The sequence below is a fragment of the Bradyrhizobium sp. IC3123 genome (assembly GCF_020193625.1).
Classification (GTDB): domain Bacteria; phylum Pseudomonadota; class Alphaproteobacteria; order Rhizobiales; family Xanthobacteraceae; genus Bradyrhizobium; species Bradyrhizobium yuanmingense.
Genome location: NZ_JADYVF010000003.1, coordinates 120,782 through 140,516, shown reverse-complemented (window position 1 = coordinate 140,516; position 19,735 = coordinate 120,782). Strand labels below are relative to the sequence as shown.

The window sequence follows — 19,735 nt, the reverse complement described above, 5'->3', positions numbered from 1 at the left end:
GCAGCCGGCCCGGCTTGCGTCCCGCTCTAGGACTGGCCGAGAATCTTCATCGCCGCGCGAAGGTGCGGCTTGTCGATCATCTGACCGTCGAGCCGCAACGTGCCGGAATTGGGATTGCTCGCGAACGCCGCGATCACCTTCTCCGCCCAGGCGCGCTCGGCCTCCGTCGGCGCGAAGGCCGCGTTGACGATGTCGACATGCTTGGGGTGGATCAGCGCCTTGGCCGAAAAACCGTCGCGCCGCGCGGCACGCGTCTCCTGCTCGAGGCCGGCGAGATTGTCGATGTCGGTGTAAACAGTGTCGATCGGCGCGACCTCGGCGGCTGCCGCCGCGATCAGGCAGAGATCCCGCGCCAGGCGATAGGGGCTGTGGAACACGCCGCCGCTCGCCTTCTCGGTAGCGCCGAGCGAGGCGGAGAGATCTTCCGCGCCCCACATCAGTCCGGCGAGGCGAGGGGAGCTGCCCTTGTAGCTGCCGAGCCCGAAGATCGAGCCGGCGGTCTCCGTCGCGACGCAGACGATGCGGGTCGCGCCGATCGCGATGCCGGAGGCGGCTTCCAAAGCTTCGAGCCAGGTCGCGACCTGACGCACGTCGTCGCCGCCTTGCGATTTCGGCAGCACGATGCCATCAGGCCTGCCCGGCATGATGGCGGCGAGATCGGCCAGCGTCATGCCGGTGTCGAGCGCGTTGACGCGGACATAGAGCTGATGCGGGCCGGGGCGGCTCTTCAGCATCGAGAGCGTCAGCTCACGCGCCTCCGCCTTCTTCTCGGTGACGACGGAATCCTCGAGATCGATGATCAGCGCGTCGGCCTTGCCTTCGCTCGCCTTCTCGAATTTGCGCCGGGAATCGCCCGGCACGAACAGCATCGAACGCATCAGACCGGCCTCTTGTGCATCATCGCCATGCGGCGGCATTTGCCGACAATCTCGTCGTTCTGGTTCAGGGCATGATGCTCGAACTCGACGATACCGGCCTTGGGCCGCGATCTGGATTCCCGCACAGAGAGCACCTTTGTCGTGGCCCGCAACGTGTCGCCATGGAAGACCGGCTTCGGAAAGGTGACGTCGGTCATGCCGAGATTGGCGACGGTAGTCCCTAAGGTCGTATCATACACCGTCATGCCGATCATGATGCCGAGGGTGTATAGGCTGTTGAAAATGCGCTGGCCGAACTCGGTCTTCTCGGCGAAATGCGCGTCGATGTGCAGCGGCTGCGGGTTGAGCGTCAGCAGGCTGAACATGGTGTTGTCCATCTCCGTGACGGTCCGGGTCAGCGGATGCCTGAACTCCTGGCCCACGGCAAAGTCCTCGAAATATAGTCCGGCCATCGCGGTTTCCTCCCTGCGAAATAACGGCGCGCGCGCAGCGTCGCGCCGCATGACCCCATGCATGGTAGACACACTTCGCGGGCAAATTCACGTATCTGCATGCAGTTTTTCGAGCTAAAGAACGCTTGGCGAAGGGAGATCAAGACCATGGATTTCGCGCTCACCGATCAGCAGGAAGCCATTCGCGACGCCATCGCCAAGATCTGCGAAGGCTTTCCCGACGCCTATTGGCTGAAGAAGGACCACGACGGCGGTTTCCCGCACGACTTCCACAAGGCGCTGGCGGACGCGGGCTGGCTCGGCATCTGCGTGCCCGAGGAATATGGCGGCTCCGGGCTCGGCATCACGGAAGCTGCGATCATGATGCGCACCATCGCCGAGTCGGGCGCCGGCATGTCCGGTGCCTCGGCGGTGCATATCAACGTGTTCGGGCTCAACCCCGTCGTCGTATTCGGCACCGAGGAGCAGCGCAGGCGCATGCTGCCGCCGATGGTCGAGGGCCGCGAGAAGGCGTGCTTCGCCGTCACCGAGCCGAACACCGGCCTCAACACCACCCAGCTCAAGACCCGCGCGGTCGCCAAGAACGACCGCTACATCGTCAATGGCCAGAAGGTGTGGATCTCGACCGCGCAGGTCGCGCACAAGATTTTGCTGCTGGCGCGCACTACGCCGCTGGAGGAAGTGCGCTCGCCCACCCACGGTCTCAGCCTGTTCTACACCGATTTCGACCGCAACAGGATCAAGGTCCACGAGATCGAGAAGATGGGCCGCAAGATCGTCGATTCCAACGAGCTGTTCTTCGAGGATTTCGAGATCCCGATGGAGGACCGCATCGGCGAGGAGGGCAAAGGCTTCGAGTACATCCTCGAAGGCATGAATCCGGAGCGCATTCTCATCGCGGCCGAGGCGGTCGGTCTCGGCAAGCTCGCGCTGTCGCGCGCGACCGAATACGCCAAGACGCGTGTCGTGTTCAATCGTCCGATCGGCAAGAACCAGGGCATCCAGCATCCGCTCGCGGTGAACTGGGTCGAATTGGAAGCGGCCTGGCTGATGGTGATGTCGGCGGCCTGGCAATACGACAAGGGCATGCCCTGCGGCGCCGCGGCCAATGCCGCAAAGTATCTGGCGGGCGAAGCGGGCTTCTCGGCCTGCGAACAGGCGGTGATGACCCATGGCGGCTTCGGCTACGCCAAGGAATTCCACGTCGAGCGCTATTTGCGCGAGGTGCTGATCCCGCGCATCGCGCCGGTCAGCCCGCAACTCGCGCTCAGCTTCATCGCGGAAAAGGTGCTGGGGCTCGCGAAGTCGTACTGAGCGAATCTATTCGGCGGCGATCCGCTCCATTGCCATGGCGCGAAGCCTGGCCCGCTGGATCTTCACGCCATTGGCACTGTCGGTCACCGGGAAGGCCTCCACGACATAGATCCGCGCTGGCACCTTGTAGCCGGCGAGCCGCTCGCGCAGATGCGCGATCAGCGTCTCCTGGATGGGCGGCTCCGTTGTCGGGATCACGAAGGCGACGCAGCGCGCCTGCCCCTTGAGATCGATGGCGACGACCTGGGCGTCGGCGACACCGGTGCAGGATTTGAGCTCGTCCTCGATCTCACCGGGCGCGACCAGGAAGCCACCGAGGCGCATCGCATCGCCGGCGCGAGTCTCGTAGACGAACGACCCGTCGCCGCGCAGCCGGCCGATGTCGCCGGTCCGGAAGAAGCCGTCGGCGGTGATCGCCTCGCGCGTCGCCTCCGGATTGTTGAAGTAGCCGAGGAAGCGCGAAGGCGCGCTGATCTCGATCTCGCCGGAGACGCCGCTGGCCACGTGTTCTCCGGTCTCGACATCGCGCACGCGGACTTTCGCCTCCGGCGACATCGGCCAGCCGCCGCCCTCGATCCGATCGGCAAAGGAATCACTGGGGCGGCCGATCGAGAACAGCGCCTGCACCTCGCTCGAACCGTAGAGGCCGAACAGCTTCATGCCGCGCGCTTCGGCTTCCACAGCCAGCTCGCGCCAGCCGGGCTGGAACGCGGCGAAGCCGCAGACTTCGAGATGCGGAAACGGGCGTGGCGCATCGGTGAGGGCGAGGATGCGCCGGAACATCTCGTCCGAACCGAAGGAATGCGTGATCCGTTGCGTGCTGAGGATCTGCAGCGCCGGCGCTGCGTCGAAGGCATCGAGCACATGAATGGTCGCGCCGCTCGCGAGGAAACCGAGCAGGCTCGTCATGCCGAACGTGCCGCAGAACGGCAGCATCGCCAGCAACGAATGACGGTGGGGATCGAGCTGGAGCGCGTGGGCGACGGAGGCGGCGTGCGTCGCCAGCGTCGCTTGCGAATGCGCGACGAGCTTCGGCCCCTTGGTCGTGCCCGACGTGGTGTAGAGCAGCACGGGCAGGTCGACATCATCCTGGCGCGGCGGAGGGGAAGGGTAAGTCGTCTCGAACGCATCGAACCGCACGCAGGGCCAGCGTGCGGGGATCGCATCCGCGCCGACCACCGCCAGCCGTTCCAGCGCGGGCACCTCGGCCTCGGCGACATCGGCGAGGATGGCGGCAAAGTCGATCGCGCGGAATGCCGCCTCGACCACCATGAGCTTCGCGCCTGACAGCTTGAGCAGGTGCGCGACTTCCGCGCTGCGGTAGCGCGTGTTGACGGCGGCGGCGACCGCACCGAGCCGTGCGGCGGCGAACAGCAGTGTCAGCCATTCGACCCGGTTGACCAGCCAGACCGCAACGACGTCGCCCTTGCCGATGCCTTGCGCGGCTAGCCAGGCGGCGGTCTGCTCGATCTTCGCCGAGAATTCCGCGCGAGCGACGGCCTTGCCGTCGAATACCAGGGCAGGGTCGGCGGCGGTCTTGATCCGGAGCAGCGATTGCAGCGAAAAATCGTTGGCACTCATGGCCATCGGACTAACCCGGTCGCGCAAGCCTGTCTACTTGGTGCCGAACATCCGGTCGCCGGCGTCGCCCAGGCCCGGCACGATATAGCCGTGGTCGTTGAGCCGCTCGTCGATCGCGGCGGTCCAGATCGGCACATCGGGATGCTCGCTCTGGAACTTGGCGATGCCTTCAGGCGCGGCCAGGAGGCAGACGAAGCGGATGTCGCGGGCGCCGCGCGCCTTGAGCAGGGACGCGCCGGCGCAGGCCGAGTTGCCGGTCGCCAGCATCGGGTCCATCAGGATCACGGTGCGGTCGGACAGGTCCTGCGGCGCCTTGAAGTAATATTCCACGGCCTGCAACGTCTCGGGGTCGCGGTAGAGCCCGATATGGGCGATGCGCGCCGAAGGCATCAGCGCCAGCATGCCGTCGAGAAAGCCGACGCCGGCGCGCAGGATCGGCGCCAGCGTGAGCTTCTTGCCGGCGATCTTGGGTGCCTGCATCGGCGCGATCGGCGTCTCGATGTCCACCAGCTCCAGCGGCAGGTCGCGCGTCACCTCGTAGGCCAGCAGCATCCCGATCTCGTTCAGGATCTCGCGAAAGCTCTTGGTCGAGCGGTCCTTCTCCCGCATCAGGGAGAGCTTGTGCTGGACCAGGGGGTGGGCGACGACGTTGACATTGCCTGTGCTCATGAAACCGCTCTACACGGTTCCGTGAAACTGCGCCAGATCGGCCAGGTAGTTTTAGGCAACGCCTTTTCCGCGGGATAGCCGACCTCAACCGGGCAGCGCGACTGCGCTGCGCGCGCGGTTGCTTGCCTCATAGGCAGCCATGGTCAGCTCGCGATCGATCGCCGCGCGCATGGCGTCCATGGCTCCCCGGCGCAGGCGCCGCTTTGCCGTGGCATGCGACGGCTTGTGGATGGCGCGCAGGCCGGTGATGATCGTCTCGATCGTGGCGTCGACCATCTCAGGTGTAACCACGCGATCGAGAAAGCCGGCCGTCTGCGCCTCCCCGGGTTCGTACATCTCGCCAAGCGTGACGGTACGGCTGAGCCAGGCCGGATGCAGCCGGCTGCGCGCGAGCTCGATGGCAAAGCTGGGAGGCGCGATGCCGATCGCCACCTCGTTCAGCCCCATGCGGTGCGGTCCGCGCGCGCCCAGCCTGACGTCGCAGGCGAGCAGCAGGAACGTTCCCATCGGGTAAGCATGGCCCTCCATCACGCCGATGGTCGGATGTGGAAACGACATCAGCCGCAGCGCAAGCTCGGCGCCGGCCCGGACCATCTCCAGGCTCTTGGCAGCATCGCCCGAGGCGAACACTTTCAGATCGAAGCCCGCGGAAAAGATGCCTGGCCGGCCCGAGCGCAGCACCACGATCTCCGCCTCCGTCTCGGCGCGGTCGAAGGCGGCGCCGATCTCGCCCAGCATCGCGGCCGACATCACGTTGACCTTGCCGTCGTCGAGCCCGATCCGCGCCACGCCGTCGTTCAGTTCATAGGTCACTCTCTCAGGCATCTGCCTCTCTCCGTCATTGTCATGCCTTGACTGTCGGAGGCTGATGTAGACCAATCAATATAATTTCCGAGCGGAGGAGAGTGCCATGCCGGCCGTGCCGAAGCACCGTCAGCCCATCATCAATGCCGCGGTGACGCTATTCCGCCGCCAGGGATTTGCCCGCACCGGCCTCAACGACATCGTCGACGTCAGCGGCGCGCCGAAGGGGTCGCTCTATCATTACTTTCCGGACGGAAAATCCTCGATCGCGGTGGCGGCGGTGGAGGAGGCGGGCCGCCGCGTCGCGGCGACGGTCGCCGAGCTCGCGGCAGAGTGCGGCTCGACCGGCGAGCTCTTGCGCGCCCACGCCAGACTGCTGGCAGGCTGGATGCAGGGCTCCGGCTTCCGCAATGGCTGCCCGATCACGACCGTGCTGCTCGAGCTGGCGCCGCGCGAGCGCGCCGTGTCGGAGGCCGGTCGCAAGGCCTATGCGGCACGGCTATCGATCCTGCGTGACAAGCTCGTCGCCGACGGGTTTGCCAGGCCGCGGGCGGAGGCGCTGGCGGTGCTCTGCACGTCGGCGCTCCAGGGCGCGCTGATCCAGGCCCGCGTCGAGCGCAGCGGCCGGCCGATCGAGGTCACCGCGTCGGAGCTGGCGCGACTGATCGAGGCGGAGGTGAGGAGCTAGCCGCTGAGGCCGCGAAAGATCATCACGTCCGCAATGCCGGTCAGGCCTGGAGATGCCAGATATGGATTGCGGTCCTCAGCGCGATCAGCGCGGTGAGCACGCTGCCCATCGACAGCATGGCCAACCCATGCAGGGCGATACGCTCGAGTCGAGCTTTGCGCAGCTTCGATATGGGCAACTGCTGTTCAGCCCTCAGACGGGGTCGCTCAAAGCCGAGAATCGGCGTCGGCATTTCTCGTGTCCTTTCAGATGCGTCTAGCGGGAATTGTGGCAGGCGACCGGTTCGTAAAGCGGATCCAGCATAGGGCGCACCGACGGAACGCTCGGCCGCGACACTTCGATGGCCAGCGTTCGGACTTCGACGAAGGCCGACAACAGAGAGAGCGCGAGGTCGGCATGGCGCGCATCGACCGCGGAATCCAGCCAGTCCGGCAGCTCGCGCTCGCGCGACAGCGCGCAATGCCACTCGCCGTCATCGTAGGCGATGCGGCGGACCTGCCACATCGGCAGCTCGAGCTCCAGCAGCGCCAGCGCCGCATCGGCCCAGGCTTCCGCATCGATCAGGCGCACGACGCGGGCTGCGCGTTCGCTCCGGCCCAGCGACGGCAAGCGTCGGCAGGCGCGACCGATGATGTCGAGCATCAGCGGCCGCGTCATTGAATGGGCCTTGCGCAGCTGCTCGGCGAGCGAGGGGAGATCGAGCGGGTGGAGAGCGGTCATATCAGGCCTCCTGGAATTGGCGTCGGTCAGTCGGCCGGCCTCGCCAAGATGGCCTGGAGGGCATTTGAAAACGAGAGAGGGTTCGGGTGAGAGATATAAGGATTCCATAAGCGGCCTCCTCAGGATGAGGCTCATCGGCGTCAGTGCCCGCTGAAACTATGGCCGCGCACTCCGCCCTCATCCTGAGGAGCCCGCCCAAGCGGGCGTCTCGAAGGATGGCTGCGGGGAAAGCTCTCAGGCGCGAGCCCTGCGCCGGGACGGGCCGGCCTTTATGAGATTCCTATAACGTCGCCATAGGTCTCATCTCGAAAACCTATGGGCGCGGTGGCACTTCAGCGCGGTGAAGTTCCCGCCCGTGCCGCGCTCGATCGCAGCAAGCGGCCCGCCGGGATCCAGAGACGGGCTATGCCGGACATCGTCTCTCCTAAGGAGTATCGCCATGATGGACCTTTTGATGCTGGCGCCGGGCTTCTTCTTCTTTGCCCTCGCGATCGGCTACACCTATGCCTGCGAACGGCTGTGAGGGAGCGGGCCATGATCTTCGATTATGCGCTCGCCGGCGCCGTCTCGTTCGGCCTCCTGATCTATCTCACCTATGCACTGCTGCGGCCCGAGCGGTTCTGAGCCGTGTTGCTGCTCGCAAAATTGCTGCTGGCCGACGCTGCGCTCGTCGCGGGCCTGCTCGCGCTGCTCCTGCCGCTTTTGCGCCGGACCAAAAGCCTGAAGGGTTAATGCCATGACTGTGATCGGTTGGTTCCAGATCATTCTTTATTGCGCGATCGTGGTCGCGCTGACCAAGCCGCTCGGCTGGTACATGACGCGCGTGTTCAACGGCGAGCGCACCTTCCTGTCGCCCGTCCTGCGGCCGATCGAGGCCGGCATCTATTGGATCTCCGGCATCGACGAGAAGCGCGAGCAGCACTGGCTGACCTACACGGTCGCGATGCTGCTGTTTCATGTCGGTGGCTTCCTCATCATCTACGGCCTGATGCGGCTGCAGGCCGTGCTGCCGTTCAATCCAGCCGGCCAATCCGCGGTCGCCGAGGATCTGTCCTTCAACACCGCGATCTCCTTCATCACCAATACCAACTGGCAGAACTACGGCGGCGAGAGCACGCTGTCCTATCTGACCCAGATGGTCGGCCTGACGCACCAGAATTTCCTGTCGGCGGCCACCGGCATCGTGCTCGCCGTTGCCCTGATCCGCGGCTTTGCCCGCGCGTCCATGCGCACAATCGGCAACTTCTGGGTCGATGTGACCCGCTGCACGCTTTATATCCTGCTGCCGATCTGCGTCGTGTTCACTCTGTTCCTGGTCTGGCAGGGCATCCCGCAAACGCTTGGCGACTACGTCGAAGCGACCACGCTCGAGGGCGCCAAGCAGACCATCGCGGTCGGCCCGGTCGCCTCGCAGGTCGCGATCAAGATGCTCGGGACCAATGGCGGCGGCTTCTTCAATGCCAATGCCGCTCACCCCTTCGAGAACCCGACCGCGCTGTCGAATTTCGTGCAGATGCTGTCGATCTTCGTGCTCGGCGCGGCGCTCACCAACGTGTTCGGCCGCATGGTCGGCAACCAGCGCCAGGGCTGGGCGATCCTCGCGGTGATGGGCGTGCTGTTCGTCGCAGGCGTCGCCGTTTGCTATTGGGCTGAAGCCAGCGGCACCACGACCCTGCATGCACTCGGCCTGACCGGCGGCAACATGGAGGGCAAGGAAGTCCGCTTCGGCATCGTTGCGTCCTCGCTGTTCGCGGTGATCACCACCGCCGCGTCCTGCGGCGCCGTGAACGCCATGCACGACAGCTTCACCGCGCTCGGCGGCATGATCCCGCTGATCAACATGGAGTTAGGGGAGATCATCGTCGGCGGCGTCGGCGCCGGCCTATACGGCATGCTGCTGTTCGTCGTTCTCGCGATCTTCGTCGCAGGCCTGATGGTCGGCCGTACGCCGGAATATGTCGGCAAGAAGATCGAGGCCCGCGAGGTCAAGATGGCGATGCTCGCGATCCTGATCCTGCCGCTGATGATCCTGGGCTGGTCGGCCGTCGCGGTCGTGCTTCCCACCGGCGTTGCCTCGATGGCGAATGCGGGCCCGCACGGCTTCTCGGAAGTGCTCTACGCCTATACGTCGCAGACCGCCAACAACGGCTCCGCCTTCGCCGGCCTGACCGGCAACACCCCGTTCTACAACCTGACGGGCGCATCCGCGATGTTCGTCGGCCGCTTCTTCATGATCGTGCCGGCGATGGCGATCGCAGGCTCGCTCGCGGCCAAGAAGTCGATCCCGCCGTCGATGGGCACTTTCCCGACCACCGGAGGCCTGTTCGTCGGCCTCGTCGTCGGCGTCATCCTGATCATGGGCGGCCTGACCTTCTTCCCGGCGCTCGCACTTGGCCCCATCGTCGAGCATCTCGCAATGAACGCCGGCAACGTCTTCTGATCTCGCTTTTCGGAGTGACCTCCATGGAACCTGTCCACAAATCCAACAAGCGCATGCCGGTCTCGGCGATGCTGGATCCGAAGATCGTGATGCCAGCGATCGGCGCTGCCTTCACCAAGCTCGATCCGCGCGCCATGATCAAGAACCCTGTGATGTTCGTGGTCGAGATCGTGGCCGCGCTCACGACCGTGATCTTCCTGCGCGACCTCGTCACCGGCGGGGAGAATCTCGGCTTCACCTTCCAGATCATCCTCTGGCTGTGGTTCACCGTGCTGTTCGCCAATCTCGCCGAAGCCGTGGCCGAGGGCCGTGGCAAGGCGCAGGCCGAGACACTGCGCAAGACCCGCACCGAGAGCCAGGCCAAGCTCCTGAGCGGCGCGGGCCGGGACTACAAGCTCGTGTCAGGCACGAGCCTGAAGGTCGGCGATCTCGTGTTGGTCGAGGCCGGCGACACCATCCCCTCGGACGGCGAGGTGGTCGAGGGCGTCGCCTCCGTCAACGAGGCCGCCATCACCGGCGAGTCCGCGCCCGTGATCCGCGAATCCGGCGGCGACCGTTCGGCGGTGACGGGCGGCACGCAGGTGCTGTCGGACTGGATCCGGGTGCGCATCACCGCCGCGCAGGGATCGACCTTCATCGACCGCATGATCAAGCTGGTCGAGGGCGCCGAGCGGCAGAAGACGCCGAACGAGATCGCGCTCAACATCCTGCTCGCCGGCCTCACCATCATCTTCGTGTTCGCCACCGTGACGATCCCGAGCTACGCCGCCTATGCCGGCGGCTCGATCTCGGTGGTCGTGCTGGTGGCCCTGTTCGTGACGCTGATCCCGACCACGATCGGTGCGCTGTTGTCGGCGATCGGCATCGCCGGCATGGACCGCCTGGTGCGCTTCAATGTGCTGGCGATGTCGGGCCGCGCGGTCGAGGCCGCCGGCGACGTCGACACGCTGCTGCTCGACAAGACCGGCACCATCACCCTCGGCAACCGGCAGGCGACCGCCTTCCGTCCCGTGCGCGGCGTCGCCGAGCAGGACTTGGCGGATGCCGCCCAGCTCGCCTCGCTGGCGGACGAGACCCCGGAAGGCCGCTCCATTGTCGTGCTGGCCAAGGAGAAGTACGGCATCCGCGGCCGCGATATGGCCGAGCTTGGCGCGACCTTCGTTCCGTTCACGGCGCAGACCCGCATGAGCGGCGTCGACGCCGGCGGCTCGTCGGTGCGCAAGGGCGCGGTCGATGCCATCCTCAATTATATCGCCGGCAGGGCGCCGACCGCGATCTCCTCCGGTACTGCGGCACGGGCGATGCAGCCCGCGGCCCTATCCGAGGCGAGCCGCGAGATCAGCGCCATTGCCGACGAGGTCTCCAAATCGGGCGGCACGCCGCTGGCGGTCGCGAAGGACGGCAAGCTGCTCGGCATCGTCCAGCTCAAGGACATCGTCAAGGGCGGCATCCGCGAGCGTTTTGCCGAGCTGCGCCGCATGGGCATCCGCACCATCATGATCACCGGCGATAACCCGATGACGGCGGCCGCCATCGCCGCGGAAGCCGGCGTCGACGATTTCCTGGCGCAGGCAACGCCCGAGGACAAGCTCAAGCTGATCCGTGACGAGCAGGCCAAGGGCAAGCTGGTGGCGATGTGCGGCGACGGCACCAACGACGCGCCGGCGCTCGCCCAGGCCGACGTCGGCGTCGCCATGAACACCGGCACGCAAGCCGCCCGCGAGGCCGGCAACATGGTCGATCTCGACTCCAACCCGACCAAGCTGATCGAGGTGGTCGAGATCGGCAAGCAGCTCTTGATGACGCGCGGTGCGCTGACGACGTTCTCGATCGCCAACGACGTCGCCAAATATTTTGCGATCATCCCGGCGATGTTCCTGGCGTTCTACCCTCAGCTCAACGTGCTCAACGTCATGAACCTGTCGAGCCCGCAGAGCGCCATCCTATCGGCGATCATCTTCAACGCGCTCGTCATCATCGCGCTGATTCCGCTCGCGCTGAAGGGCGTCGCCTATCGCGCCGTCGGTGCCGGCGCGCTGCTCCGCCGCAACCTCCTGATCTACGGGCTCGGCGGCATCGTCATTCCCTTCATCGGCATCAAAGCGATCGATCTCGTGGTGACCGCCTTGCATTTGGCATAACCGGTCATTGCGAGGAGCTCTTGCGACGAAGCAATCCAAACTGCCTCCGTGGAAAGACCCTGGATTGCTTCGCTTCGCTCGCAATGACGGAAGACATAGGAGACCCAGCATGCTCAGAGAAATCCGCCCCGCCATCGTCCTCTTGCTGGCGCTCACCGCCATCACGGGCCTTGCCTATCCGCTCGCCATGACCGGCATTGCCGGCGCGCTGTTTCCCGTGCAGGCGCAAGGCAGCCTGATCGAGAAAGACGGCAAGGTGATTGGCTCCGCCCTGATCGGGCAGGAGTTCAAGGACGACAAGTACTTCCACGGCCGCCCCTCGGCGACGCTGGCGCCGGACCCGAACGATTCGACCAAGACGGTGCCCGCGCCCTACAACGCCGCCAATTCGGGCGGCTCCAATCTCGGGCCGACCAGCAGGGCGCTGGCCGACCGCTTGAAGGAAGATGTGGACAAGCTCAGGACCGAGAATCCGAACGCTTCCGTGCCGGTCGACCTGGTGACGACCTCGGCCAGCGGCCTCGACCCCGACATTTCGCCGGAAGCCGCGCAATTCCAGGTGCCGCGCGTCGCGAAGGCGCGCAATCTGCCGGACGGTCAGGTCAGGCAGCTCGTGGCCGCCAACACCGAAGGCCGTCTGCTCGGCTTCCTCGGCGAGCCCAGGGTCAACGTTCTGGCGCTGAACCTCGCGCTCGATCGGGTCGCCGCGAAGTAGCCGTCTAGGCTGGCAATGTACGGATGATTATACTGGCAAGATGGTCCGAGAGCGTCGCGATCCCGAACAACGTCCGTCACCGGAGGCCCTGCTGGAAGCGGCGCGCCGGGAGGAGGGTGCGAGCGGCAGGCTGAAGATCTTCGTCGGCGCCGCTCCCGGCGTCGGCAAGACCTACGAGATGCTGCAAAGCGCCCAGGCCAAGCGCAAGGCCGGCATCGATGTCGTGGTCGGTTTCGTCGAGACCCATGGCCGTGCCGAGACCGAGGCGCTGGTGCGCGGCCTCGAAGTGGTCCCGCGCAAGAGGCTGGACTACCGCGGCCAGATCGTCGAGGAGATGGACCTCGACGCGGTGATCGCGCGGCGGCCGCAGATTGCGCTGGTCGACGAGCTCGCCCACACCAATGCGTCCGGAAGCCGCCATCCCAAGCGCTATCTCGACGTCGAGGAGCTGCTCTCGCACGGCATCGACGTCTATACCGCCGTCAACATCCAGCACATCGAGAGCCTGAACGACGTCGTTGCCCAGATCACCCATGTCCGGGTGCGCGAGACCGTGCCGGATTCGGTGTTCGACCGCGCCGACGCGATCGAGCTGATCGACCTCACGCCCGACGACCTGATCCAGCGCCTGAAGGAGGGCAAGGTCTATGTGCCCAAGCAGGCCGAGCGGGCGCTGGAGCATTATTTCTCGCCAGGCAATCTCACGGCGCTGCGCGAGCTCGCACTGCGGCGCACCGCCGAGCGGGTCGACGAGCAGCTGCTCAACCACATGCAGGCGAATGCGATTCCGGGGCCCTGGGCCGCGGGTGAGCGCATCCTGGTCTGCGTCAGCGAGGACCCGCGCGCGGCCGGCCTCGTGCGCTACACCAAGCGATTGGCCGACCGGCTGCATGCGCCGTTCACCGCGATTTCGATCGAGACGCGGCGATCGCTGCAATTGTCCGACGAGGAGCGCGATCGGCTGGCCGATACGCTGCGGCTCGCGGAATCGCTCGGCGGCGAAGCCTTGACCATTCCCGCCGTCGGCCGCCGCATCGCTGACGATCTCATCGGTTTCGCGCACGGCAACAACGTCACCCAGATCGTGATCGGCAAGTCGACGCGCTCGCACTGGTTCGAGATGACGCGCGGCTCGGTCGTGCACGACCTGGTACGGCGTGCGGGCAATATCAGCGTTCACGTCATTCCCGGCAACGAGCTTTCCGGAGAGGCCGCGCCCAAGATGGCGGTGCAGACCGCCGCACGATCCGAGCCGTTCGATCCTTTGCCTTTTCTCAAGGCGCTTGGGATCGTGCTTATGGGTCTCGGCGCTGCCAAGCTGATCCAGCCCTATTTCGGCATCGAGAACGTCGATCTCGTGCTGCTGACCTCGGTCGTCGCGGTTGCCGTGCGCTACGGCCTGTGGCCCTCGCTGCTGGCCACGGTGGCGGCTTCGCTCTGCTACAATTTCTTCTTCATCCCGCCGATCTACACCTTCACGATCACCGACCCGACCAATGTCGCCGCTTTCGTGCTGTTCATGGTGGTGGCGATGATCGTCTCCAATGTCGCGGCGCGCGTGCGCATCCAGGCCGACACCGCGATCGGCCGGATCAGGATGACCGAGCAGCTCTATGCCTTCAGCCGCAAGCTCGCCGGTACTGCCACGCTGGACGACGTCTTGTGGGCCAGTGCCTACCAGACCGCATTGATGCTGAAGGTCCGCGTGGTGCTGCTGTTGCCGGATGAAGGCCTGCTGACGGTGAAATCAGGCTATCCGCCCGAGGACGAGCTTGACCAGGCCGATCTTGCCGCCGCCAACTGGGCCTGGAGCAACGATTGTCCCGCCGGTCGCGGCTCGGATACCTTGCCGGGCGCCAAGCGGCTGTTTCTGCCGATGCGCACCGGGCGGGGCCCAATCGGTGTGATCGGCATCGACAACGATCGCACCGGCCCGCTGCTGACGCCGGACCAGCGGCGGCTACTCGATGCGCTGGTCGACCAGGGCGCGCTCGCGATCGAGCGTGTGCTGCTGGTCGAGGACATGGACCGCGTCAAGCGCACCGTCGAATCTGAGCGGCTGCGCTCGGCGCTGTTGACCTCGATCTCGCACGATCTGAAGACGCCGCTCGCCTCGGTGTTAGGGGCGGCCTCCACCATGCGCGATCTCGCCGGCGCGCTCTCGGACACCGAGAAGCGCGATTTGCTCGCCACCGTGATCGACGAATCCGAGCGGCTCAACCGCTTCATCGCCAATCTGCTCGACATGACCAAGCTCGAATCCGGCGCCATCGTGCCCACCACAGCGCTGCACGATCTCAGCGAGATCGTCGGCAGCGCGCTCCGGCGCGCCAGTAAGATCCTCAGCCGCCACAAGGTCGAGCTGGTGCTGGCCGCCGATCTGCCGATGCTCCAGCTCGACGCCGTGCTGTTCGAGCAGGTGCTGTTCAACCTGCTTGACAATGCCGCGAAATACGCGCCCCCCGAAACCACGATCTCGATCCGCGGCCGGCGCGACAGCGCTCATGTCGTGCTCGAGGTCGTCGACGAGGGCGCCGGCATTCCACCGGACGAGCTCGAGAGCGTGTTCGACAAGTTCTATCGCGTGCAGAAGGGCGATCACGTCCGTCCCGGCACCGGGCTCGGGCTTGCCATCTCGCGCGGCTTCGTCGAGGCGATGCGCGGCACGATCTCCGCCGCCAATCGCAGCGAGCGGAGCGGCGCGGTCCTCACCATTCGCCTGCCGGTTCCGGCAGAGAGCCACGCATTGGATACCGCCGCATGAGCGCTGCTCCGATCAAGGTCCTGGTCATCGACGACGAGCCGCCGATCCGCAAATTGCTGCGAATGGGGCTGACGACCCAGGGCTACGAAATCCTGGAAGCGCCGAACGGCAAGACGGCGCTGGAGAAACTTGGCGAGGAGCCGGCGCTGATCATCCTGGATCTAGGCCTGCCCGACGTTCAGGGCCATGAGCTGCTCCGCACCATCCGCGCCCGCAACGACGGCGTGCCGATCGTGGTGCTGTCGAGCCGCGGCGACGAAGCCGGCAAGGTCCAGGCGCTCGATCTCGGCGCCGACGATTATCTCACCAAGCCGTTCGGCATGGAGGAGCTGCTGGCGCGCCTGCGCGCCGCGCTGCGTCACCAGCTTCAGGTCAAGGGCGAACGCCCGGTGTTCCGCACCGGCGATCTCTCGGTCGATCTCGTCCGCCGCATCGTCAAGGTCGGGGAGCGCGAGGTGAAGCTCTCGCCGAAGGAATATGACCTGTTGCGGGTGCTGGTGCAGCACGCCGGCAAGGTGCTTACCCACCGCTTCCTGCTGAAGGAGCTGTGGGACGAATTGACCGACGCGCAATATCTACGCGTCTATGTCCGTCAGCTTCGCCAGAAGATCGAAGCCGATCCGGAGCGGCCGCAATACGTGCTGACGGAGACGGGGATCGGGTATCGGCTGAAGGCGGGGGAATAGATCCCGGCTGTCATTCCGGGACGCGCCCGTTGGCGCGGGCCGGAATCCATTTCTCTGCGTCGCGCTTGGCACGATGAATTCCGGGCTCGATGCTTCGCATCGCCCCGGAATGACGCACTAACCCGCCTTCCTGTGCCTTGCCGTCGACCGGTGCGCCTTCTTCGCACTTCGATGCCGTCCCGTCGCGCGCCGCGCATGCGACTTCGCCGCCGACTTCTTCCCGCCGCGTCCCTTCAGGCTCTGCTTCAGTGCGTCCATCAGGCTGACGACATTGCTCGGCCGTTCCTCGGGCTCGGGCAGCTCGATCTTCTTGCCGCTGGCCTTGCGCTTCACCAGGGCCTTCAACGCGTCCTCGTATTCGTCCTTGAACTTGCTGGGATCGAAATGCGCCGCCTTGGTCTGCAGGATGTGGCCGGCGAGCTCGACCATGTCCTTGGTGATCTTCGGGCTCTTGATGTCGTCGAAGAACTGGTCCTCCTCGCGCAGCTCGTACGGGAAACGCAACGTGGTGCCGAGCAGGCCTTTGCCGCGCGGCTCGATCGCCATGACGTGTTCGCGGTTGGTGAGAACGATCTTGGCGAGCGCCACGCGCTCCTGGTCCTTCATGGCGTCGCGGATCACCGCGAAGGCGTCGACCGCGGCCTTGCCGTCGGGGGCGATGTAGTAGGGATGGTTGAGATAGCGCTGGTCGATCTCCTCGCGCGGCACGAAGCTCTCGATGTCGATGGTGTGATTGCTCTCGATCTGGACTGCCTCGAGCTCCTCCGGTTCGATCTCGACGTATTTGCCCTTGCGCACTTCGTAGCCGCGGCCCTTCTGGTCGCTCTCGACGACGTCGCCGGTCTCGGAATCGATCATCTGCTGCTTGAGCCGGTTCCCGGTCTCGCGGTTGATCAGGTGAAACCGCGTCTTCTCGGCCGCGGTGGTCGCCGGATAGAGCACGACCGGGCAACTGACCAGCGACAGCTTCAACGTTCCCTTCCAGTAGGCGCGCGGGGCCATTCCATTCTCCAGCGTTTTCAAGGCGTTTTGGAACCCCAACCGTCCCATCGGGTTTTGGTTCCGGGCGGGACTTTCGCCGTGATAGGCTTCAAGTGCCGAACGAGAAGCGGGACCGGACGTGCTGCAGAAACTCTCCACCTACCGACAGAAGCGGGACTTCGAGAAGACGCCGGAGCCTTCGGGCAAGACCGCCGTGGCGCCATCGAAACAGCGGCGCTTCGTCATCCAGAAGCATGATGCGACCCGGCTGCACTACGACCTCCGGCTCGAATTCGACGGCGTGTTCAAGTCCTGGGCGGTGACGAAGGGGCCTTCGCTTGATCCCCACGACAAGCGGCTTGCCGTCGAAGTCGAGGACCATCCGCTCGACTACGGCGATTTCGAAGGCACGATTCCGGAAGGCCAGTACGGCGGCGGCACCGTGATGTTGTGGGACCGCGGCACCTGGGAATCGGACGATCCGGAAGCCGGCTTCAAGAAAGGCGACCTGAAGTTCACGCTCCATGGCGACAAGCTGCAGGGAAGCTGGGTCTTGGTGCGGATGCGCAACCGCGGCGGCGAGAAGCGGACCAACTGGCTCTTGATCAAGCATCGTGACGAGTATGTCCGCGAAGGCGCGGACAACGATATTCTCGAGCAGGACAAGTCCGTCGCCTCGGGCCGGGCGATGGAACAGATCGCGGAGGGAAAGGGCCGCGCGCCGAAGCCGTTCATGCTGGCGAAGGGGACCAAGGGCAAGGCCGACGCGGTCTGGCAGTCCAATCGTGCCGAGGAGACCAAAGGGCGCACGGTGAAGCCGTCGCCGCGCACCGCGTTGAAGCGCGGCAAAGCGGCGAAGAAAAGTGCCGCGACCGCGACGAGGGCCAAGACGGTGTCGGCGATGCCGGATTTCGTTGCGCCGCAGCTCTGCACGCTGGTCGAGCGGCCGCCCGGAGACGAGGGCTGGTGCCACGAGATCAAGTTCGACGGCTATCGCGTCCAGCTCCGGGTCGAGGACGGCGAGGCGACGCTGAAGACGCGCAAGGGTCTCGACTGGACCAGCAAGTTCGCCTCCATCGCCGAGGAAGCCGCCGCGCTGCCGGACGTGATGATCGACGGCGAGATCGTCGCGCTCGACCATAACGGCGCGCCGAACTTCTCCTCGCTGCAAGCTGCGCTGTCCGATGGCAAGACCGACGACCTGATCTTCTTCGCCTTCGATCTGCTCTTCGCGGAAGGGCAGGACTACCGTCGGCTGCCGCTTGGGGAGCGCAAGGCGCAGCTCAAGAAGCTGCTGGAAGCGCGCAAGCGGAAATCGACTCAGATCCGCTATGTCGAGCATTTCGAGAGCGGCGGCGATGCGGTGCTGCAATCGGCCTGCAAGCTCGAGCTCGAAGGGGTGGTGTCGAAGAAGCTGAACGCGCCGTATCGTTCGGGGCGCACCGAGAGCTGGGTCAAGTCGAAATGCCGCGCCGGACACGAGGTGGTGATCGGCGGCTACAAGACCACCAACGGCAAATTCCGTTCGCTGATGGCAGGCGTGCAGCGCGGCGATCATCTCGCCTTCGTCGGCATGGTCGGCACCGGCTTTGGCGCTGATAAAGTCAAGCGCATCATGCCGGCGCTGAAGGCGATTGAGAGCAAGGAAAGCCCGTTCGGCGGCAAGAACGCGCCGAAGAAGACGCGGGACGTGCATTGGCTGAAGCCGGAGCTCGTCGCCGAAATCGAGTTCGCGGGCTTCACGGCCGACGGCAATATTCGCCAGGCGGCCTTCAAGGGCTTGCGGCAGGACAAGGCGGCCGAGGAGGTCGAGGCCGAGACGCCCGTCGACACCGAGCTCGCCGAGCCCCGGGCCAGGAAGACGGCGCGCACCAAGGCGGGCGGGCGCTCGAAGCAGGCCGCTCAAAATGCCGAGGTCATGGGTGTCGTCATCTCCAAGCCGGACAAGGAGCTCTGGCCGGATGACGGCGATGGTGGTGCCGTCACCAAGCTGGATCTTGCCCGCTACCTCGAAGCCGTCGGCGAATGGATGATCGTGCATCTCAAGGGCCGGCCCTGTTCGCTGATCCGCGCGCCCGACGGAATCAAGGGCGAATGCTTCTTCCAGCGCCATGCGATGCAGGGAACGTCGAACCTTCTTGAGCTCGCGCGGGTCTCCGGTGACCGCAAGCCGTATCTTCAGATCGACCGGATCGAAGGGCTCGCCGCGGTGGCGCAGATCGGCGGCGTCGAGCTGCATCCCTGGAACTGCGCGCCCTATGCCTATGATACCCCGGGCCGCCTGGTGTTCGATCTCGATCCCGCCCCTGACGTGGACTTTCCCGACGTTGTCGAGGCCGCCAAGGAGATGCGGCAGCGGCTCGCTGATATCGGCATGGAGAGCTTCTGCAAGACCACCGGCGGCAAGGGCCTTCACGTCGTGGTGCCGCTGCTCCATGGCGCGCGCGACAAGGTGAGCTGGAAGGAGGCCAAGGCGTTTGCCCAAGGCGTCTGCCAGTGGATGGCGGACGACGATCCCGAGCGCTATCTGCTCAACATGTCGAAGAAGCTGCGCAAGGGAAAGATCTTCCTGGATTATCTGCGCAACGACCGCATGTCGACGGCGGTGGCCCCGTTGTCGCCCCGAGCGCGCGCCGGGGCCACGGTCTCGATGCCGGTGACCTGGGCGCAGGTGAAGAGCGACCTCGATCCCAAGCGCTATACGCTGCGCACCGTGCCGGCCCTGCTGGCGCGATCGAAGGCATGGGAGGGGTATGAGGATGCAGCCGTGTCGATCAAGGCCGCGATGAAGAAGCTGGCGGGGAAGGTGAAGTAGGTCTGCCGCTGTTGCGGGGAAGGCGGGTGTCGTAGGGTGGGCAAAGCGGAGCGTGCCCACCACCTTGTTTCGTTCGAGCGAAGTGGT

General features: G+C 65.5%; 17 protein-coding genes. 9 read left to right on the top strand and 8 right to left on the bottom strand.

Translation table 11 applies throughout. From position 1 onward, the window contains the following. Positions 1–26 precede the first annotated feature (26 nt). Together I6F20_RS10685 and I6F20_RS10680 are read right to left on the bottom strand one after the other, a co-directional pair. On the bottom strand, positions 27–878 hold the full coding sequence (locus tag I6F20_RS10685; protein WP_225126117.1) for an HpcH/HpaI aldolase/citrate lyase family protein: 852 nt from the start codon (positions 876–878) through the stop codon (positions 27–29). Beyond that, positions 878–1,381: a MaoC family dehydratase gene (locus I6F20_RS10680; protein ID WP_346275790.1), complete on the bottom strand. Its 504-nt coding sequence runs from the start codon at positions 1,379–1,381 to the stop codon at positions 878–880. The genes I6F20_RS10685 and I6F20_RS10680 overlap by 1 nt, the downstream gene beginning before the upstream one ends. Before the next feature lie 96 nt (positions 1,382–1,477). On the opposite strand from I6F20_RS10680, the gene I6F20_RS10675 reads away from it, so the two are divergent. Then, positions 1,478–2,644 (top strand): acyl-CoA dehydrogenase family protein, encoded by a 1,167-nt coding sequence (locus I6F20_RS10675; RefSeq protein WP_060735112.1) that lies wholly within the window; start codon positions 1,478–1,480, stop codon positions 2,642–2,644. 6 nt (positions 2,645–2,650) lie between these two features. Here the strand turns inward: I6F20_RS10675 and I6F20_RS10670 are convergent, their stop codons facing one another. From I6F20_RS10670 to I6F20_RS10660, 3 genes are all read right to left on the bottom strand, one after another. Continuing rightward, positions 2,651–4,225 carry an AMP-binding protein gene (locus I6F20_RS10670; RefSeq protein WP_225126651.1) on the bottom strand — a complete coding sequence of 525 codons (1,575 nt, stop codon included), beginning with the start codon at positions 4,223–4,225 and terminating at the stop codon, positions 2,651–2,653. A 33-nt stretch (positions 4,226–4,258) separates the two neighbouring features. Continuing rightward, positions 4,259–4,894, bottom strand: coding sequence for a uracil phosphoribosyltransferase (gene upp, locus I6F20_RS10665; RefSeq protein WP_036007202.1), 636 nt, complete (start codon positions 4,892–4,894; stop codon positions 4,259–4,261). 84 nt (positions 4,895–4,978) lie between these two features. Then, positions 4,979–5,719: a crotonase/enoyl-CoA hydratase family protein gene (locus tag I6F20_RS10660; protein WP_225112095.1), complete on the bottom strand. Its 741-nt coding sequence runs from the start codon at positions 5,717–5,719 to the stop codon at positions 4,979–4,981. An 85-nt stretch (positions 5,720–5,804) separates the two neighbouring features. Between I6F20_RS10660 and I6F20_RS10655 the strand changes: the two genes are divergently transcribed. After that, entirely contained in the window at positions 5,805–6,386 is a 582-nt protein-coding gene (locus tag I6F20_RS10655; protein WP_036007209.1) for a TetR/AcrR family transcriptional regulator, read from the top strand. 40 nt (positions 6,387–6,426) lie between these two features. Here I6F20_RS10655 and I6F20_RS10650 read toward each other — a convergent pair whose 3' ends face one another. Next, positions 6,427–6,618: a hypothetical protein gene (locus tag I6F20_RS10650; protein ID WP_036007210.1), complete on the bottom strand. Its 192-nt coding sequence runs from the start codon at positions 6,616–6,618 to the stop codon at positions 6,427–6,429. A gap of 23 nt (positions 6,619–6,641) precedes the next feature. After that, on the bottom strand, positions 6,642–7,106 hold the full coding sequence (locus I6F20_RS10645) for a hypothetical protein (protein WP_225126115.1): 465 nt from the start codon (positions 7,104–7,106) through the stop codon (positions 6,642–6,644). 534 nt (positions 7,107–7,640) lie between these two features. Here I6F20_RS10645 and I6F20_RS10640 point away from each other — a divergent pair. From I6F20_RS10640 to I6F20_RS10615, 6 genes are all read left to right on the top strand, one after another. Next, positions 7,641–7,730 (top strand): K(+)-transporting ATPase subunit F, encoded by a 90-nt coding sequence (locus I6F20_RS10640; RefSeq protein ID WP_035698142.1) that lies wholly within the window; start codon positions 7,641–7,643, stop codon positions 7,728–7,730. A gap of 112 nt (positions 7,731–7,842) precedes the next feature. Further along, positions 7,843–9,546 carry a potassium-transporting ATPase subunit KdpA gene (kdpA, locus tag I6F20_RS10635; RefSeq protein ID WP_225112098.1) on the top strand — a complete coding sequence of 568 codons (1,704 nt, stop codon included), beginning with the start codon at positions 7,843–7,845 and terminating at the stop codon, positions 9,544–9,546. Positions 9,547–9,569: 23 nt separating this feature from the next. After that, the gene (gene kdpB / locus I6F20_RS10630; RefSeq protein WP_225126113.1) at positions 9,570–11,687 is read left to right on the top strand and encodes a potassium-transporting ATPase subunit KdpB; all 2,118 of its coding nucleotides are present in this window, start codon (positions 9,570–9,572) and stop codon (positions 11,685–11,687) included. Between the two features lie 109 nt (positions 11,688–11,796). After that, entirely contained in the window at positions 11,797–12,402 is a 606-nt protein-coding gene (locus I6F20_RS10625; RefSeq protein ID WP_225126111.1) for a K(+)-transporting ATPase subunit C, read from the top strand. A 40-nt stretch (positions 12,403–12,442) separates the two neighbouring features. Continuing rightward, the gene (locus tag I6F20_RS10620; protein ID WP_225126110.1) at positions 12,443–15,166 is read left to right on the top strand and encodes a DUF4118 domain-containing protein; all 2,724 of its coding nucleotides are present in this window, start codon (positions 12,443–12,445) and stop codon (positions 15,164–15,166) included. Then, positions 15,163–15,852: a response regulator transcription factor gene (locus I6F20_RS10615; protein WP_109144771.1), complete on the top strand. Its 690-nt coding sequence runs from the start codon at positions 15,163–15,165 to the stop codon at positions 15,850–15,852. Before I6F20_RS10620 ends, I6F20_RS10615 begins: the two co-directional genes overlap by 4 nt. 117 nt (positions 15,853–15,969) lie before the next feature. Here I6F20_RS10615 and ku read toward each other — a convergent pair whose 3' ends face one another. After that, positions 15,970–16,854, bottom strand: coding sequence for a non-homologous end joining protein Ku (ku, locus tag I6F20_RS10610; protein WP_036007240.1), 885 nt, complete (start codon positions 16,852–16,854; stop codon positions 15,970–15,972). 118 nt (positions 16,855–16,972) lie between these two features. Here ku and ligD point away from each other — a divergent pair, with 118 nt between their 5' ends. Then, positions 16,973–19,648: a DNA ligase D gene (ligD, locus tag I6F20_RS10605; RefSeq protein WP_225126108.1), complete on the top strand. Its 2,676-nt coding sequence runs from the start codon at positions 16,973–16,975 to the stop codon at positions 19,646–19,648. Positions 19,649–19,735: the final 87 nt, after the last annotated feature.